Source organism: Marivita geojedonensis, assembly GCF_002115805.1.
In the GTDB taxonomy this organism is placed as follows: domain Bacteria; phylum Pseudomonadota; class Alphaproteobacteria; order Rhodobacterales; family Rhodobacteraceae; genus Marivita; species Marivita geojedonensis.
The window spans coordinates 39,618-56,816 of sequence record NZ_JFKC01000022.1 but is presented as its reverse complement, the minus strand read 5'-3'; the positions used below and the strand labels follow the sequence as shown (position 1 = coordinate 56,816).

Below are 17,199 nucleotides of genomic sequence, written 5' to 3'. Positions count from 1 at the left end.
CAGGGGTTATGTAGCCCGGCTTGTGGGGTTGTGCCAGTTCCAGAACGCGGTGAGTCGTCTTGCGTCGCTGTTAGCGCTGACGTAAAGCTGCGCCATGTTTCTTGGCATCGACATAGGTACATCTGCGGTCAAGGTGATCTGCACCGACGGCGCAGAGATTCACGCATCGGCGACCACCGATCTGACGTTGCAATCCCCCCATGCCGGCTGGTCGGAGCAGGACCCGCAGGCGTGGTGGACCGCCACCTGCGCCGCTCTGAGCGAGATTGGCCGGGCCACGCCGCTGTCGCAGATCACGGCGATTGGGCTGTCCGGTCAGATGCATGGCGCGGTTCTGCTTGATGACGCGCACAGGGTGCTGCGTCCGGCGATCCTTTGGAACGACAGCCGGTCCACGGAGGACTGCGCCCGTCTGCAGGCGGCGCTGCCCGGGATCGGCACCATTTCGGGTGTGCTTCCCCTGCCCGGCTTTACCGCGCCCAAACTGATGTGGGTGGCCCGCGAAGAGCCAGAGGTAAACGCGCGGATTTCCCGTATTCTTCTGCCAAAGGATTACATCGGCCTGCGCCTGCATGGGGCGCTGGCAACGGATCGGTCAGACGCGGCCGGGACGCTCTGGCTCGACCAGAGCAGCCGCGACTGGAGCGACGCCGTCGCACAGGCCAGCGACACGGACCCCGCATGGCTGCCTCGGCTTGCGGACGGGCACGAGGTCGTGGGCCAGGTCACACCGGAGGCAGCCCGCGAAACCGGCCTGCCCATCGGGACACCCGTAGTGGCCGGTGGCGGGGATGCGGCGACGGGGGCGGTCTCGCTCGGGGCGACCGAGCCGGGACGCGGATTCATTTCTCTGGGGACATCCGGGCAGTTGTTCGTCGCAGGTGACGCCTATCATCCGAACCCCGCGAAGTACGTGCATGCCTTCGCCCACACCGTCCCCGACCGCTGGTACCAGATGGCAGCGATGCTGAACGGAGCGCGGCCCATCGCGTGGCTGGCGGGGCAGTTGGGCATCAGTGCGGGCGATGTGGTGGCGCTTGCCGAAAGCGCCGATCCGACCCGTGTTCCGATCTTCCTGCCTTACCTCACCGGAGAACGCAGCCCGCATGGCGACCCGCATATCCGCGCGGGGTTCTTCGGACTGGAGGACACGACTTCACGGGCGGGACTGTGCCGCGCGGTGGTCGAGGCGGTGGCTTTCACATTTGCCGATGCCGTGGACAGCTTTGGGGACACGGTTTCCGCCCTGCCCCATCTGGCTGCGATCGGTGGCGGCAGCAAATCCCCCTTCCTGCTGCAGCTGATCGCCAGCGCCACAGGCAAACGGATCGGGCGGACCGCCGGATCAGATGCCGGCCCCGCCATGGGCGCGGCGCATCTGGCCGCCTGCGGCACCGGTGCGATGAGCCTCGCCGATCTTGGTCAGCAGCCCGAGATCGCCGACTGGTTCGACCCGGCCGACGTTCCGGGCCTGCCCGATCGACTTGCACGCTACCGCGCGCTCTATCATGCGTTGAAAGACCTGAGCTGATCGGATCTTTGTCCGGAAATGGCGATCCCTGAAGGACTCGAACCCTCAACCTGCTGATTAGAAGTCAGCTGCTCTATCCAGTTGAGCTAAGGGACCGCTGAAGGTTATTTGCAGGTTTTGCCCTTGCGGGGCAAGAGAGCGTCACAGCGTTCGGGTCATAAAAACGCTGAGCGGATCGGGTGCGTAGCCCGCGAAGGGTGGACAATACCCAAAACCGTGGCGTTCGTAGAGGCGGCGTGCCGGGGCGAAAGGCTCTTCCGATCCGGTTTCGAGGCTGACCCGGGTCATACCAAGAGCCCGTGCCGTTTCGAGGATGTGCTGCAGAAGTGCGGCAGCGACACCAAGACCCCGGGCCTCTGCCTTGGTGTGCATGGATTTCAGCTCTCCGTGGGTGGCATCCAGCGGTTTGAGCGCCGCGATGCCCAGCGTGTCGGTACCATTGCGCAGGGCAAAGACATGTGCGCCTGCCGCGAACAGATCGTCCGCCGTCATCACATGGCAGCTTTCCGATGGGGTCTGGCCCCGCATCATGTCGAGGTGTCGGTTGACCAGATCCGCCACGTCCCAGGTCAGAGCCACAACCGGGTCGATGCGGAACGATTGCATCAGTGGGTCCAGGCGCCTTTGCGGTCCACCGCGAAATTCTCGGCATAGCCGCGCGGTCTGATGTTCGGTTTACGCTTGTTCGGGGCAAGCTGGATCACCTCGATGCCGTGTTCCTTGGCATAGGAGACAGCCGCTTCCCGGGTCTCGAAACGCAGCCGCACCTGGCTTTGGGTGTCCGAGGACGAGGTCCACCCCATCAGCGGATCGATTTCGCGCGGGCTGTCCGGGGCGAATTCCAGCACCCAATGACGGGTCTTGGCGGTACCGGAGGACATTGCGGTTTTCGAAGGCTGGTAAATACGGGCGCGCATGGGTTTCACCTGTTCAGACTGTGGATGCAGATATGGTCAAAAACCGCCGCACGCGCAAGCGGTTCAGGGTCATGTTAATGTCGCAGGCCGGATTTGGGGGTCAGTGCAAGCAGGGCGCCATTCACCTGCGAGCCGCGGGGAGCGAGGGGTGGGTGTGTGCGGCCCGAAAACAAACTAAACCAACTGCTTGCACGGTAAAGGTACCCCATTCATACAACTTTTAAAGGAAAAAAATCGAACACATACCATCGGTTTTGCTTACAACCGGCGTCCAAATCACGAAATGCCCGGAAAACAAGGACGATTCGCTGTATGACGCCCGCCTACGACTTAGGTTGCAATTCCGGTCCTTACCCCCCACCTTGACGGTCTGCCCCCTGAACGCACCTATTCCGGTGCCTGTCGATTCCGTTCGGTGACCCATGTCCGATACACAGATTCTTCATTCGCCGGCCCCAGATGTCCGAACCCGGGACAAGTTGGAGGGGGGTATCCGTTTCCGCATGAACACGGAGTTCGAACCGGCCGGAGATCAGCCAAACGCGATCCGCGAACTGTCGGCGGGTGTTCGGGACGGGGAGCGCGATCAGGTCCTGCTGGGGGCCACCGGCACGGGCAAGACCTTTACCATGGCCAAGGTGATCGAGGAGACGCAGCGGCCGGCGATCATTCTGGCGCCCAACAAGACGCTCGCGGCGCAGCTTTACGGCGAATTCAAAGGGTTCTTCCCGGATAACGCGGTCGAGTATTTCGTCAGCTACTACGATTATTACCAGCCGGAAGCGTACGTTCCGCGGTCGGACACGTATATCGAGAAGGAATCCCAGATCAACGAACAGATCGACCGGATGCGCCACTCGGCGACGCGCGCTCTGCTGGAGCGGGACGACGTGATCATCGTCGCGTCAGTGTCGTGCATCTACGGTATCGGGTCGGTCGAGACCTACGGGGCGATGACGCAGGATCTGCATGTCGGCAAGGATTACGATCAGCGCAAGGTCATGGCCGATCTGGTGGCGCAGCAGTACCGCCGTAACGATCAGGCCTTCCAGCGCGGGTCGTTCCGGGTGCGGGGCGACTCGTTGGAGATCTTTCCGGCGCACCTTGAGGATCGGGCGTGGAAGCTGTCGTTCTTTGGTGACGAGTTGGAGAGCATTACGGAATTCGATCCGCTGACCGGCGAAAAGACCGACAGTTTCGAACGCATCCGCATCTATGCCAACAGCCACTACGTGACGCCCAAGCCGACACTGCAGCAGGCCATCGTTGGGATCAAAAAGGAACTGCGGCAGCGGCTCGATCAGTTGGTGAACGAAGGCAAACTGCTGGAGGCGCAGCGCCTGGAGCAACGCACGAACTTCGATCTGGAGATGCTGGAAGCCACCGGTGTCTGCAACGGGATCGAGAACTATTCACGCTATCTGACGGGCCGCGCACCGGGAGAGCCGCCGCCCACCCTGTTCGAATTCATTCCCGACAACGCCATTGTTTTTGCAGATGAATCCCATGTGTCCGTGCCGCAGATCGGCGGCATGTACCGGGGCGACTACCGGCGCAAGTTCACGCTGGCCGAACACGGGTTCCGCCTGCCCTCCTGCATGGACAACCGCCCGCTCAAGTTCGAGGAATGGGATGCCATGCGGCCGCAGTCGATCTTCGTTTCGGCCACCCCCGCGAAATGGGAAATCGAGCAGACCGGGGGCGTGTTCACCGAACAGGTGATCCGTCCGACAGGTCTCCTGGACCCGGAAGTTGAAATACGCCCGGTTGAGATGCAGGTGGATGACCTGCTGGACGAGGTGCGCCGGGTCGCGGCGAACGGGTATCGCACGCTGGTCACCACGCTGACCAAGCGGATGGCCGAAGACCTCACGGAATACCTGCATGAGCAGGGTATCCGGGTGCGCTACATGCATTCGGACATCGATACGATCGAACGGATCGAAATCCTGCGCGACCTGCGCCTTGGCGCGTTCGACGTGCTGATCGGGATCAACCTTCTGCGTGAGGGTCTGGATATTCCGGAATGTGGTCTTGTCGCCATTCTGGACGCGGACAAGGAAGGGTTCCTGCGCTCTGAAACCTCGTTGATCCAGACCATCGGGCGCGCGGCGCGGAACGCCGAAGGCCGCGTCATCATGTATGCCGACCGGATCACCGGCTCGATGGAGCGCGCTCTGGCCGAAACCAACCGCCGCCGCGCCAAACAGATTGCGTATAACGAGGAGCACGGGATCACACCGGAAACGGTGAAGAAGAACGTCGATGACATCCTGGCCGGGCTCTACAAGGGCGACGTGGACATGAACCGCGTCACCACCAAGATCGACGACAGGATGCAGGGGTCCAACCTTCAGGCGGTGCTGGAAGGCCTGCGGACGGACATGCGCAAGGCGGCGGAGAACCTCGAGTTCGAAGAAGCCGCCCGCCTGCGGGACGAGATCAAGCGGCTCGAGGCGGTCGATCTGGCGATTGCGGACGACCCGCTGGCGCGTCAGTCGGCGGTCGAAGCGGCAGCAGAGGCGGCGGTGAAGTCTTCGGGACGGTCGACCGCCGGACGGCCCGGCCAGCGCGGCGGAAATGTGAAGCGGCGGAAGAGGTGATGGCAAGCTTCGGGTTTTGAAGAAACCGCCGCAGTCAAAGAGATCGGATATCGTCCTCTCGAAACCTTCACACATACCCCGCGATGGCCTACACAGGTCAAACCCTCCAGCAAGGTCCAACACCTGTGATCCCCGCTCTACGCGCTTTGATTGTCTGTAGCCTGCTTCTGCAGGCGGCAGCCGCGCGGGCGGCTATGACTTGTGCAGCGCCGCCGTTTGACGGCGACCCGCGCATTGCGGGTGTTGTCGAGAGGACGCTCGACGCCATACGAGGCTTCGACGGTCTGGAAGCCACGCTGAACGCGACGCTGGGGGGTATCTGCATTTCGGATCATCTGCACGTGGCCCGTGGATATTTCGAACCTGACACGCGGCGGATCGTGCTTGCGCCCGATTTGGAGGGCGGATTGCTGCAGGCTGTGATGGTTCACGAGTTGCGCCATGCGGAACAGTACGCGCAGGGGCTGTGCCCGTCGCTGTCTCTCGGGATGAAAGACTACGCGCAGGCGGTGTTCGCGATGGAGGCCGATGCCTCTGTGACCAATCTCGTGGTGGCGAGCCGTTTGAAGGCGGACGGGGATCCGGCGATGTGGACGGCGCTTGAGAACTGGCCGATGCAGTCGGATATCGTGGATGTGTTCGCCGCATCTCTTGCAGAGGACGGAGATCTGGCTCTGGCGGCACATGCGGCGTTTGACGCGTGGTTCGATGGGGAGGTCCGCACACATGCCTATTACGTGGCGAGCTGCCTCGATTACCTTGACCAGACCGAAAAAGCACATCTGCTGCCGCAATATGACCGTGTTGCGCCGGATTTTCTGACGCGGCTTTGCACGCTGCCGGACGGCACCCGCTACGCCTGTGACTTGCCCGGAGAGTGAGGTTGCGGTCCGGACGCGGATTTGCGGCATTTCCGGACAAACCGAGCGAAAGGTAGACCTCTGGTGGTCGGTCAACAAAGCCGCAGCGGCTTGGGGCAGAAGGTGAGAGGGCAGTAAACGCGCGAACGGGTCAACACCGGGATGATCGGAGAAGCGAGACGGGACTGTGATACGACGCAAGAGGCTGTCCCGGCCTTGCGAAAACTTCCGTTGCGCGACGCGCGCGGCCAAGCTACGACATTTTTACCGTGGCTTTGTCCAACCGGGACAGGCAGGCGGATCGTACTGCCAAGTCTCAATTCTTTATGGACTTTCTCACATGCGGAATTTCTTGTTTTGCGTCGCCGCAACACTGGTTGTGACGTTTTCCTTGGCCTGTGCAGCGCAAGCGCAATATGGCCAGGCTGGCGGGCTCAGTAATCGCACCACAGACGCCGTCATTCGCATCCTGCAACGCGATTTTCGGGAATGTGGCGAGTTGATCATTGTGTTCCGCTACGATTGCTACAGTCAAAGCTACCGAAGCGCCGCAGACAGGTTGGATGGTCTGCCCGGTTACGCCCCGGCGCAAGAGGCGCTTCGTCTGGTCCAGACCCGCATATCCTCCGTGGTGTCCGCCAACATCGACAGGTCCAGACGTCCGATCCGCCAGGGTGGGCGTGTGTTCAACGCCGTGACGGAGGCTGCGATTCCCGTTCTGCGGCGTGAGACGATCAGGGCGATGGATGAAGCGCAGACCCTACTTCTCAGATCGCCTTCCGCGCAGCAGCGACCCCACTACACGCGCATCGCGTCGGTGATCGATTCAAACAAGGTGCTGCTGCGCTCTGCGCTGTTGCTGTTGGACACCGAATTGCGCCGTGTCGCCGGATTGCTGCGCGGGGCCCGGTCGGGATGAGCCCGGAGCGTGGATCACAAACGGGCGTCAGATAAACGGTACAAAAGGTACTCCGCACGCTCCGAGTGTCATCAAAAGAGCCATCGCTAACCAAACACGCATATCGCCTCCACAGGTCGGATCCGGTTTCACCCTTAGGCGAGACAGAAGGCAAAGTCGAACGGGTCTTACAGGTCCACGGGCCGGTGGCATCCGGATCTATTGCCCGAACGTGGTGTGGAACACAGGGACGTGACTCCATACGCGGCGCAGGGTGAGATTTTCCCGATGTTCGGACTGGTTCAAATTCTGTGACACGCTACCATAACGACATGCGTGCGTTTGTTCTGGCCCTGACCTGTCTTACTGCAGCCACCCCGGTGGCGGCTTGGGAATTTACCCCGGCACCCATCTGTACCCTGTTTCATCAGGGCGCGGATATGGCAGTCATGGTCACCTATGATCCGGGTGTCCGCGAGTACGCCATCCATCTGTCGCGCGAAGGCGGCTGGCCCGATGCGGGTGTGTTTTCAATGCGTTTCGAGGGGCCGCGCGGGCTGACCATTTCGACCACGCGCCATGTGATCGAAACCGGGGACACACGTACGCTGACGGTCCGGGACCGGGGATTTGGAAACGTCTTGAACGGATTGCATTTCAACACCCGCGCGGTTGCCGTTCTGGGCGATCTTGAAGTCCCCGTGTCTCTTGACGGCGCGGCCCCGGCGGTCGAGGAATTCCGCAATTGCCCGAGCGATCAGCTTGTCGAGGTGCGCTCATCGGCATTGGTCAGCAAGGGCTGACCTCTCAACATACCTCTTTTCAGAAGACGCGATGGCCGCGCCCCTGACCTGAGGCAGCGTATCTCCATTGCCGGATGGTCCCGCCTGCGGTAGCGTTCGGACATGCGCCGCCTGATCCCGATCTTCCTTTTGCTTGCCGCCTGCGCCACGCCGCAGGAGCGCTGCATCAACGATGCCGCAGCGCCCTATCGCGCGGCGCTGAAGGAACGGGCAGAGATCGCCAAGTCCCTGTCGCGCGGATTTGACTATGTGACTGAATACGAAACCCGCCGGGTCTTTACGCGCTGCAAGACAGCGGATGGCGGTTGGGTCCCCTGCTGGGATCGGGAAACCTATCCCGTGACCCGCCGCGTTCCCGTTGATCGCGCCGCCCTGCAGGCCCGCGATGCGCAGCTTGCCCGTGACTTGCCGGGGCTTGAGCGGGCCGCTGAACGCGGTGCGGCCGCCTGTGTGGCCGCGTTCCCGGACGGGGGCGGCTGATCCGCTTGCCCGGCCCGTCCTGCCCGGCCTAAAAGGCGCCATGACCCGTTTGCCCATCGACGATGTCCTGCCCGAGCTTGTCGCGCATCTGAGCGCGCAGGGCCGCGCGGTATTGCAGGCGCCTCCGGGTGCAGGCAAGACGACGCGCGTGCCGTTGGCGATGCTCGATGCGGGACTGACCGATCAGAAGATCATCATGCTGGAACCCCGCCGCCTGGCCGCACGTGCGGCCGCCGAACGGATGGCGCAGACGCTTGGGGAAGCCGCCGGTCAAACGGTCGGATACCGGGTGCGGGGAGAGTCCAAGGTTTCCAAAGCCACGCGCATTGAGGTCGTGACCGAAGGCATCCTGACCCGCATGATTCAGTCAGACCCGGAACTTGCAGGCATCGGCGCGGTCATTTTTGACGAGTTTCACGAGCGTTCACTCAACGCCGATCTGGGCCTTGCGCTGTGCCTGGAGATCACCGGAGCCCTGCGGGACGATCTGATCCTGCTGGCCATGTCCGCGACGCTTGATGCAGAACCAGTGGCGGGTTTGATGCACGCCCCGATTGTCACATCCGAGGGACGCAGTTTCCCGGTCGAAACACGCTGGCTGGACCGCCCCGTGGACCGAAACGCCCGGTTCGAAACGGCCATGACGGATCTGATCGTACAGGCGGTGTCGGAAACCGAGGGGGGGCTGCTGGTTTTTCTGCCGGGCGAGGGTGAGATCCGCCGGGTCGAGGCGGCGCTGGCGGGGCGTGTGCCCGAGGATTGTCACATCCGCCCGCTTTTCGGGGCGATGCCGTTCAAGGCGCAGCAAGAGGCGATCCGTCCCGAGCCGCAGGGGCGCAAGCTGGTTCTGGCAACATCAATTGCCGAAACATCGCTCACCATCGAAGATATTCGGGTTGTGGTTGACGGAGGACGCGCGCGGCGCGCGCGGTTCGATCCCGGCTCGGGCATGTCGCGGCTGGTGACCGAGAAGGTCACCAAAGCCGAGGCGACGCAACGGGCCGGTCGTGCCGGACGCGTGGCTGAAGGGATTGCCTACCGGCTTTGGACCAAAGGTGAGGACGGGGCGCTGTCTGCGTTCCCACCTGCCGAGATCGAAGCGGCGGACCTTGCCAGCCTCGCACTTGAACTGGCGCTTTGGGGCGCGCAGCCTTCCGACCTTCCGTTTCTCACACAGCCTCCAGTCGGTGCGTTTGCCGAGGCCCAGGCCCTGTTGCAGATGCTGGGGGCGCTGGACGCGCAGAACAGGATCACACCGCACGGGCGCAGTCTGGCCGCCCTGCCCCTGCATCCGAGGCTTGGACATATGCTCAGCCTTGCGGGACCGGAGGCCGCGCCTCTGGCCGCACTGATGGCCGACCGGGACCCCGTTCAGGGCGGTGGAGTGGATCTGTCGCTGCGACTGGAAGCGCTGAACGACCCCAAGAGGTTCACCGAGACCCGCCGTGCCACTTTGAACCGGGGCGCTTTGGAGCGGATCCGGACCGAGGCAAAGCGCCTGCGGCATGCCTCTTCTGCGGCGCAGACGCCGGGGCTGAGCGCTGCGGAGATGGCGGCTCTGGCCTATCCCGACCGCATCGGGTTGCGACGCAAGGGCGATACCCCGCGCTACCAGCTTTCTGGTGGCAAGGGCGCGGTGATGGATGAGAGTGATCCGCTTGCGGGGGCGCGGCTCATCGTGGCCACCGATCTCGACGGCAATCCGCGGGAGGCCCGAATCCGTCAGGCGATCCAGATCTCGGAGAGCCATTTGCGCAAGCTATTTTCCGACCGGATCACATGGGTCGATCTGTGCGAATGGTCCAAGCGCGACAGGCGGGTGGTGGCCCGGCAGCAGGAACGCCTCGGCGCCATCGCGCTGGATGACCGTATCTGGAAAGACGTACCACCCGAAACGGTGGCTGAGGCAATGCTGGATGGTGTGCGTGACCTTGGTCTCGCGCCTGCACTGTCAGATGCCGCGCGACGCTTTGTTGCGCGGGTTCGGATCGCCAGTTCGGCCGGGATGACAATGCCGGACATGACCGAGTCCGGCCTGATGGAAACTCTCGGGGATTGGCTTCTGCCACATCTGACCGGTGTCCGCAGCGCCGAGGACTGGAAGCGGTTCGATCTGTTGAACGCGCTGCGGGGTATGCTGGACTGGTCGCAGATGCAGGCACTGGATCAATCGGTGCCGGGAAAGTTCACCACGCCTCTGGGGCGCGACATCCCGATCGACTATTCCGGCGAACACCCGGAAATCTCGCTCAGGCTGCAGGAGATGTTCGGACAGAAGACGCATCCCATGGTGGGCAAGACACCCTTGCGGGTCACACTTCTGTCCCCGGCGCAGCGACCGGTACAGACCACGATGGATTTGCCGGGGTTCTGGGCAGGATCCTATGCCGATGTCCGCAAGGACATGCGCGCGGCCTATCCGAAACATCCATGGCCGGACGATCCGACCGAAGCGGACCCCACACTACGCGCCAAGCGGCGCAGCGGAGGATGAACCGATGCTGAACGACCTGCTGACCCAACTCGCCGCCAAGGGCCCGTTTTCCTATGTCCAGTTCGGTGGCAATGACGGGGTGCTGGCAGACCCGCTCTGGCCGTTTCTGCGGGATGGCGGAGACCGGCATGTGGCGGCAGGCCACGTGTTCGAGCCGAACCCTGTGTATTTCGAGCGGCTGGTGCGGAACCTCGGGAAGTTCGCGCAGATCACCTGCCACAACTGCGCAATCGGGTCGGAAGGCGGACCCGCAGAGCAGGCTTTGTATTTCATTCATCCCGACGACGTAACAACACACAACCTGCCGCGATGGACGATGGGGCTTTGTTCGTTCTACGATGACAAGAACGCGCTTGGCGGGGTGGGGTCGCCACAGGCTGCCGCGCTTTACGAGACCATCAAGCCGTTCATTCGCAAGGTGGATGTGCCCTGCCGTTCACTTGCCGAAGCCCTTGAGGAGATAGGCGTTTCCGGGTGCGACCTGCTGCTGTCCGACGCCGAGGGCCATGACTGGGAGATCCTGCGCCAATGGGACGTGGAGCGCTTTGGCCGGCCTGCGATCATCCATGCGGAAATCGTCTGTCTGAACGAGGCCGAGAGATCTGACATGCTCGCGTGGTTCGACACGCATCGATATCATGCCAGCATCGAGGGCCAGAACGTGACCGCCCAGCGTATCGACTAGGCTTGTCGCGGCCTCAGTTCCGCCGTAGACCCGGCGCATGCTTGATGATGCCGACGATATCCACCCGCTGTTCTACGGTGCTCCCAAGACCACCGAGTTCAAGAAGCTGCGCAAGCGCATCGTGCAAAACGTGCGCGAGGCAGTGGAACAGTACGGCATGATCGAGCGCGATGCGCGCTGGCTGGTGTGCCTTTCGGGCGGAAAGGACAGCTATACGCTGCTTGCCGTACTGCACGAGCTGAAATGGCGCGGGCTTTTGCCGGTCGATCTACTGGCCTGCAACCTCGATCAGGGGCAGCCGGGTTTTCCCGCAACCGTGCTGCCGGAATTCCTCGAAAAGATGGGCGTTCCACATCGGATCGAATACCAGGACACCTATTCCATCGTTGTCGACAAGGTACCGCAGGGGCGCACATACTGCGCGCTCTGTTCACGGCTGAGGCGCGGCAATCTTTACCGGATCGCCCGGGAAGCAGGATGCTCGGCCGTGGTGTTGGGGCACCATCGGGACGATATCCTCGAAACTTTCTTCATGAACCTGTTTCACGGTGGACGGCTGGCCACGATGCCGCCGAAACTGGTCAACGAGGACGGTGATCTGTTCGTCTATCGACCGCTCGCCCATGTCGCGGAAGCCGACTGCGAGAAATTCGCCAACGCGATGAAGTATCCGATCATCCCCTGCGATCTCTGCGGCAGTCAGGACGGGCTGCAACGGCAACAGGTCAAGGCGATCCTGGACACCTGGGAAAAGAACAGCCCTGGTCGCCGTCAGGTCATGTTTCGGGCGCTGACCAACGCGCGACCGTCACATCTTTTGGATGAAAGGCTATTTGATTTCAAAGGGCTTTCTCTGAACACACCCGAAGATAGCGACAATTCTCCGGACATTCCCAAGCTGCGTTAAGCCGCGCGTTACCATTTCCCGCCACCGTCCCGGAAAGGCAAACGGGCGGGCTCGGCATGCAGATCGAACAGACGTTCAAACAGGTTTCGGACGTGTTGAAACGGGGGATTTACGGCCCGCACATGCTGGCGTTTCTTCCCGCGATCTGCCTGTCGGCCTATTGGGGCGGGGGCGAGGTTCTGTTGGTGCTCTGCGCCTTGGTGACCCCCTTGCTATACGCACTGACAGGCGGTTTCGGCCGCCTCGCTCCGGTGGGGTATATGGCGGCCGACGTCCCTCCCGGTCCGGATGTTGTGTCGCAGCAATTTCTCGAAATCGCACAGCATAACGGACAGACGACCGCCTGTTTCCAGCTGTCGCTGTCCGGGCTTTCCGAAATCGGTCCTGCGTTTGGGGACCATGCTGCGCAAGAGGCGCGGCAGGTTGTCAAAGCGCGGTTGCGTTCGGCCTTGCGGCAGGGCGATCAGGTGTTTCAGACGGGGGATACCCGCTTCACGGTGCTGATCGCGCCGGGATTTCGTCTCAAGCTGGACAGCCTTCTTGATCTGGGAAAACGGCTGCGCGCGGCAGCCGAAGCGCCGCTGTCCGTCGCTGGCACACGGCAATATCTGTCGGTTGCCATGGGTGTGGCGTCGTCCCTGACCTTTGGGCGCAATGTAACGGCACAGATCTGGCTGGCTTCGGCAGTCGAGGCGTTGGAGGATGCCGCACTGACCGATCCCTCGGGGACGAGGGTCTGGTCTGACAAGCTCTCCCGGAAGGTAAAGTCGCGCCACAGTCTCAGGGATGATCTCCGGACGGCATTTGACGCGGGACAGATACAGGCGTTTTTCCAACCACAGGTCAATCTGCTGTCCGGCGAAGTTGTCGGGGTGGAGGCCTTGGCCCGCTGGGATCATCCTGCGCGCGGCACCCTGCTGCCCTCAGAGTTTCTGCCTCTGGTCGCCGCCAGCGGAACGTTGCCCCGCCTCGGCCAGATCATCCTCTCTGACGCGCTTGCGGCTCTGCGCGTATGGGACAGTGAAGGCCTGCACGTGCCTTCAGTCAGCGTGAACGTATCGGGCTGCGAATTGCAGATGCCGTCCTTTTCCGACGATGTTCTGGCCTTGTTGGATCGCCACGAAGTGCCCGCACACCGGCTTGGGATCGAAGTGCTGGAGGATGTGATTGCGGCGGATACAGACGATGTCACCTGTCACAACCTGCGCAGTCTGGCAGAGGCCGGATGCAGGAACGAACTGGACGATTTCGGAACCAGTTCTGCATCCATACAGATGCTGAGACGCTTTCCGGTCACACGGGTCAAGATCGACCGCAGCTTCATTCGAGAAGCGGATCGACATGAGGACAAGCGGGAAATGCTTTCGGCATTGGTCTCGATGACCGACCGTCTTGGTCTTGAGGTCCTCGCCGAAGGGATCGAGACCGTGGGTGAAAACGGCGCATTGAAGCACGCGGGATTTGCGCTTGGTCAGGGGTTTCTGTTCGCCCACCCTGCCCCGGCAGCGGAGATGTCGGCCTGGCTGTCAGAGCGGCAGAACACCAACGCGCCGGAGGCACATCCCAAACTCCGCCGCGTGAAATAAGGCCGGTGACGTCAGTAGCAGAGCAGTAAATTCCTGCTGAAGAAATGCCGCACCGACCTGTCTTTCCTGTGAATCCGCTTGACCTTCAGGCACAGTGCCTGTTGAACGCGGCGGTAATCCGAAAACCACAGGTGGCGGTCCCAAATGGACGATCAGAACAAGAACCTTCTTATCGCGACAGCGCTGAGTTTTGCGGTCATTCTGGGCTGGTTTGTCCTGTTCCCGCCGCCCGAGCCGACGCTGGATCCGGAAACGGCTCTGCCGACCGCAACCGAAGCGCAGGCTCCGACCGTGGCCACAACGCCTGAGGCGGCCCCGGCGAACCAGCCTGCCGCGACGCAGACAGGTGCGACAGAGGTTGCCGACGCCCCGCGTGTGCCGATCGAAACCGGGCGCCTGACCGGCTCGATCTCGCTGGCCGGTGGGCGGCTCGACGACCTGTCCCTGAAGGACTACCGCGTCACCCGCGCAGACGATGCTGACATCGTCCGCCTGCTGAACCCGGTCGGATCTGCAAACCCCTATTATGCGCTGTTCGGATGGGCGCCCGGTGGCGGGCTGACCCTGGACGACGTGCCAAGCGTGCTGACCGACTGGACGCTTGAGACCGGTGAAACCCTGACGCACGACAGCCCGATCACCCTGCGCTGGGACAGCCCTGCAGGTGCCACCTTCCGGCGCACCATCGCGGTGGACGAGGATTTCATGTTCACGGTGACGCAGTCGGTCGAGAACACCGGCGACGCGGCACTGACACTTGCGCCCTACGGCCTGATTGCCCGGCATGGAGAGCCGGTGGAACTCAAGAATTTCTTCATCCTTCATGAAGGCGTTGTCGCCATGGCTGACGGCACGTTGGCCGAGATCGACTACGACGACATGACCGACTTTGCCGTTGTGCCCTCTGAAGGTGCGCAGGCCGAGGTCACGCAGGTAACCGAAAGCGGTTGGATCGGCTTCACCGATCACTACTGGATGACCTCTGTCATTCCGGAAAACGGCACCGCCTTCCGCCAGGTCGCGAAATACAACGCAGCAAGCAACATCTATCAGACCGAGGCAGTTCAGCCCACGGTGACCATCGCGCCGGGGCAGACGCAGGAAGTCGCGACCCAGCTTTTCGCCGGAGCGAAGGAATGGGAAACCATCCGGGAGTACCAGAACCGCGGCGTCGATCGCTTCATCGACAGCATCGACTGGGGCTGGTTCTTCTTCCTGACCAAGCCGATCTTCTGGCTGCTGCACAATCTGAACCTGCTGATCGGCAATATGGGCTGGGCCATCATCGGCCTGACGCTGATCATCAAGGCCATCCTCTTTCCGCTGGCGTACAAGTCCTACGTTTCGATGGCGAAGATGAAAGAGCTTCAGCCCCAAATGGAAAAGATCAAGGAGCGTGCCGGAGAAGACCGTCAGAAGCTCCAGCAGGAGATGATGGAGCTTTACAAGAAGGAAAAGGTGAACCCGGCCTCGGGCTGTCTGCCCATCCTTCTTCAGATTCCGATTTTCTTCTCGCTCTACAAGGTGATCTTCGTCACGCTTGAACTGCGTCATGCGCCCTGGCTTGGCCCGTTCCAGGATCTTTCTGCCCCCGACCCCACCTCGATCTTCAACTTCTTTGGGTTGCTGCCCTGGGCGGCACCGACACCGGGATCGCTTCTCGCACTGGTGTTCATCGGGATCCTGCCGCTGCTTCTGGGTATCTCCATGTGGCTGCAACAGAAGCTGAACCCGGCGCCCACCGATCCGACACAGGCCATGATCTTTGCCTGGATGCCGTGGGTGTTCATGTTCATGCTGGGCGGCTTTGCCAGCGGGCTGGTCGTCTACTGGATCGCCAACAACACGATCACCTTTACCCAGCAGTACCTGATCATGCGGTCACAGGGGTATAAGCCCGACGTGTTCGGCAACATCAAGTCGAGCCTGTCACGCAGTTCGAAGACAGGCCAGAAATGACCGCGACCGTCACCGAGATCTGGCGCCACCCGATCAAGAGCCACGGTCGGGAACGCCTGAACTCGGTGATGCTCAGCGCAGGCAAGGCGTTGCCCCTCGACCGGGTCTGGGCCGTTGCACATGAACGGTCCAAAGCCGATGGCAGCGAGTGGGTCAGCTGTGGCCACTTCTGCCGGGTTGCCAAGATCGCGAGCCTCATGGCGGTTACGTCCACGTATGACGAGGACAGTGGTCTGATCACGCTCCAGCACCCGGATCGCGAACCGCTGAGGTTTGACCCGGACCATGACAGTGCAGAGTTCTTCGCGTGGATCAGCGCGATTGTCCCGGAGGACACGTTGCAGCCCGCCCGGCTGATCCGGGCACAGGGCCCCGCATTCACGGACAGCGACTTTCCAAGTGTGACGCTGTGCAATCACGCGTCTCACCGGGCCGTCGAGCAACGGGTCGGACGCCCCCTGTCCCATCTGCGCTGGCGCGGGAATATCTGGATCGACGGGCTTGCCCCGTGGGAGGAATTCGACTGGGACGGCCGGGACGTTCGGATCGGTGAAACGGTCCTGCGGATCCGTGAGCGGACGGACCGCTGCAAATCCACCCACAGCAACCCCGAGACCGGCAAGCGCGATGCAGACGTTCTGAGCGCATTGGACAGTTGGGGCCATCAGGATTTCTCGGTCCGTGCAGAAGTGATCGAGGGTGGCCAGATCCGTGAAGGCGACGAGGTGTCCCGTGTCTGAGAACCAGCTTCCTTTTCCCTTGGCCGAAGAACCCGACGACATCAGTCGTGAGACCGGGCGCAAGCTCTTTGCGGGCGAAGTGGATTTCCTCAAGGGCGTTGTGGCCATGTCGGGTCTGCCGCCCGACGACCGCATCGAGGTGTGCTTTGCCGGACGATCGAATGTCGGGAAGTCTTCTCTGATCAACGCGATCACAGGCCGCAAGGCGCTGGCACGGGCGTCGAACACGCCGGGGCGGACGCAGGAGATCAACTACTTCACCCTTGGAGACGAACGGTATCTCGTCGACCTGCCCGGCTATGGCTATGCCAACGCGCCGGTCAAGGTTGTCGAGAAGTGGCAGGCGCTGCTCAAGCAGTACCTGTCCGGCCGCGCCAGTCTGCGTCGCGCCTTTGTTCTGGTGGACAGTCGGCACGGGATCAAACCCGTCGATGAAGAGATCATGACGCTGCTCGACAAGAGCGCGGTCACATTCCAGGTTGTTCTGACCAAGGCCGACAAGATCAAACCATCGCAGTACGAGGGGCTGTTGAAGCAGGTGCGCGGCAAGCTGGCCAAACACCCGGCAGCCTATCCCGAACTGGTGCTGACCAGCAGCGACAAGGGCGACGGCATCGCAACTCTGCGCAGCATCATCGCCGGAATCGCGTGAGGGGAAAACGGCTTGCCTCCGGGGAAGCCTTGACGCACACAAGGTGAGCGCCGGGCACAGGTCCGGTTTTGATCGAGAACAAAC

General features: G+C 62.1%; 15 protein-coding genes and 1 tRNA gene. 13 read left to right on the top strand and 3 right to left on the bottom strand.

Annotated features, from left to right (window positions below):
* Positions 1 to 94 precede the first annotated feature (94 nt).
* A complete protein-coding gene (gene xylB, locus MGEO_RS17100; RefSeq protein WP_085640613.1) occupies positions 95 to 1,531 on the top strand; it encodes a xylulokinase in 1,437 nt (478 codons plus the stop codon).
* A gap of 19 nt (positions 1,532 to 1,550) precedes the next feature.
* Here the strand turns inward: xylB and MGEO_RS17095 are convergent.
* From MGEO_RS17095 to MGEO_RS17085, 3 genes are all read right to left on the bottom strand, one after another.
* A tRNA-Arg gene (locus MGEO_RS17095) sits at positions 1,551 to 1,627 on the bottom strand.
* Positions 1,628 to 1,672: 45 nt separating this feature from the next.
* Entirely contained in the window at positions 1,673 to 2,137 is a 465-nt protein-coding gene (locus MGEO_RS17090; protein ID WP_085640611.1) for a GNAT family N-acetyltransferase, read from the bottom strand.
* Positions 2,137 to 2,448, bottom strand: coding sequence for an ETC complex I subunit (locus MGEO_RS17085; RefSeq protein WP_085640608.1), 312 nt, complete (start codon positions 2,446 to 2,448; stop codon positions 2,137 to 2,139). The genes MGEO_RS17090 and MGEO_RS17085 overlap by 1 nt, the downstream gene beginning before the upstream one ends.
* 422 nt (positions 2,449 to 2,870) lie before the next feature.
* Here MGEO_RS17085 and uvrB point away from each other — a divergent pair, with 422 nt between their 5' ends.
* The 12 genes from uvrB (at position 2,871) to yihA (ending at position 17,115) form a co-directional block, all read left to right on the top strand.
* Complete coding sequence (uvrB, locus tag MGEO_RS17080; protein WP_085640606.1) at positions 2,871 to 5,051, top strand: excinuclease ABC subunit UvrB; 2,181 nt, start codon at positions 2,871 to 2,873, stop codon at positions 5,049 to 5,051.
* 83 nt (positions 5,052 to 5,134) lie between these two features.
* Positions 5,135 to 5,932: a DUF6782 family putative metallopeptidase gene (locus tag MGEO_RS17075; protein ID WP_158091038.1), complete on the top strand. Its 798-nt coding sequence runs from the start codon at positions 5,135 to 5,137 to the stop codon at positions 5,930 to 5,932.
* A gap of 319 nt (positions 5,933 to 6,251) precedes the next feature.
* Positions 6,252 to 6,830, top strand: coding sequence for a hypothetical protein (locus MGEO_RS17070; RefSeq protein WP_085640602.1), 579 nt, complete (start codon positions 6,252 to 6,254; stop codon positions 6,828 to 6,830).
* 290 nt (positions 6,831 to 7,120) lie between these two features.
* Positions 7,121 to 7,612 (top strand): excinuclease ABC subunit B, encoded by a 492-nt coding sequence (locus tag MGEO_RS17065; protein WP_233139971.1) that lies wholly within the window; start codon positions 7,121 to 7,123, stop codon positions 7,610 to 7,612.
* A gap of 102 nt (positions 7,613 to 7,714) precedes the next feature.
* Positions 7,715 to 8,092: an excinuclease ABC subunit B gene (locus tag MGEO_RS17060; RefSeq protein WP_085640598.1), complete on the top strand. Its 378-nt coding sequence runs from the start codon at positions 7,715 to 7,717 to the stop codon at positions 8,090 to 8,092.
* A gap of 40 nt (positions 8,093 to 8,132) precedes the next feature.
* Positions 8,133 to 10,586 carry an ATP-dependent helicase HrpB gene (gene hrpB / locus MGEO_RS17055; protein WP_085640596.1) on the top strand — a complete coding sequence of 818 codons (2,454 nt, stop codon included), beginning with the start codon at positions 8,133 to 8,135 and terminating at the stop codon, positions 10,584 to 10,586.
* Positions 10,587 to 10,590: 4 nt separating this feature from the next.
* Positions 10,591 to 11,271: an FkbM family methyltransferase gene (locus tag MGEO_RS17050; RefSeq protein WP_158091037.1), complete on the top strand. Its 681-nt coding sequence runs from the start codon at positions 10,591 to 10,593 to the stop codon at positions 11,269 to 11,271.
* Positions 11,272 to 11,308: 37 nt separating this feature from the next.
* Entirely contained in the window at positions 11,309 to 12,178 is an 870-nt protein-coding gene (gene ttcA / locus MGEO_RS17045; protein ID WP_085640592.1) for a tRNA 2-thiocytidine(32) synthetase TtcA, read from the top strand.
* Positions 12,179 to 12,234: 56 nt separating this feature from the next.
* The gene (locus MGEO_RS17040) at positions 12,235 to 13,764 is read left to right on the top strand and encodes a bifunctional diguanylate cyclase/phosphodiesterase (protein ID WP_085640590.1); all 1,530 of its coding nucleotides are present in this window, start codon (positions 12,235 to 12,237) and stop codon (positions 13,762 to 13,764) included.
* A gap of 144 nt (positions 13,765 to 13,908) precedes the next feature.
* Complete coding sequence (gene yidC, locus MGEO_RS17035) at positions 13,909 to 15,723, top strand: membrane protein insertase YidC (RefSeq protein WP_085640588.1); 1,815 nt, start codon at positions 13,909 to 13,911, stop codon at positions 15,721 to 15,723.
* On the top strand, positions 15,720 to 16,463 hold the full coding sequence (locus MGEO_RS17030; protein WP_085640586.1) for an MOSC domain-containing protein: 744 nt from the start codon (positions 15,720 to 15,722) through the stop codon (positions 16,461 to 16,463). The genes yidC and MGEO_RS17030 overlap by 4 nt, the downstream gene beginning before the upstream one ends.
* Positions 16,456 to 17,115, top strand: coding sequence for a ribosome biogenesis GTP-binding protein YihA/YsxC (yihA, locus tag MGEO_RS17025; protein WP_085640567.1), 660 nt, complete (start codon positions 16,456 to 16,458; stop codon positions 17,113 to 17,115). Before MGEO_RS17030 ends, yihA begins: the two co-directional genes overlap by 8 nt.
* Positions 17,116 to 17,199 lie beyond the last annotated feature (84 nt).

Bases quoted from the DNA above. Each gene is read 5' to 3' on its own strand.
- MGEO_RS17090 (WP_085640611.1), bottom strand. From the start codon at position 2,137: ATGCAATCGTTCCGCATCGACCCGGTTGTGGCTCTGACCTGGGACGTG.
- MGEO_RS17075 (WP_158091038.1), top strand. From the start codon at position 5,135: ATGGCCTACACAGGTCAAACCCTCCAGCAAGGTCCAACACCTGTGATC.
- yidC (WP_085640588.1), top strand. From the start codon at position 13,909: ATGGACGATCAGAACAAGAACCTTCTTATCGCGACAGCGCTGAGTTTT.
- MGEO_RS17070 (WP_085640602.1), top strand. From the start codon at position 6,252: ATGCGGAATTTCTTGTTTTGCGTCGCCGCAACACTGGTTGTGACGTTT.
- MGEO_RS17030 (WP_085640586.1), top strand. From the start codon at position 15,720: ATGACCGCGACCGTCACCGAGATCTGGCGCCACCCGATCAAGAGCCAC.
- hrpB (WP_085640596.1), top strand. From the start codon at position 8,133: ATGACCCGTTTGCCCATCGACGATGTCCTGCCCGAGCTTGTCGCGCAT.
- MGEO_RS17040 (WP_085640590.1), top strand. From the start codon at position 12,235: ATGCAGATCGAACAGACGTTCAAACAGGTTTCGGACGTGTTGAAACGG.
- MGEO_RS17085 (WP_085640608.1), bottom strand. From the start codon at position 2,448: ATGCGCGCCCGTATTTACCAGCCTTCGAAAACCGCAATGTCCTCCGGT.
- uvrB (WP_085640606.1), top strand. From the start codon at position 2,871: ATGTCCGATACACAGATTCTTCATTCGCCGGCCCCAGATGTCCGAACC.
- xylB (WP_085640613.1), top strand. From the start codon at position 95: ATGTTTCTTGGCATCGACATAGGTACATCTGCGGTCAAGGTGATCTGC.
- ttcA (WP_085640592.1), top strand. From the start codon at position 11,309: ATGCTTGATGATGCCGACGATATCCACCCGCTGTTCTACGGTGCTCCC.
- MGEO_RS17060 (WP_085640598.1), top strand. From the start codon at position 7,715: ATGCGCCGCCTGATCCCGATCTTCCTTTTGCTTGCCGCCTGCGCCACG.
- MGEO_RS17050 (WP_158091037.1), top strand. From the start codon at position 10,591: ATGCTGAACGACCTGCTGACCCAACTCGCCGCCAAGGGCCCGTTTTCC.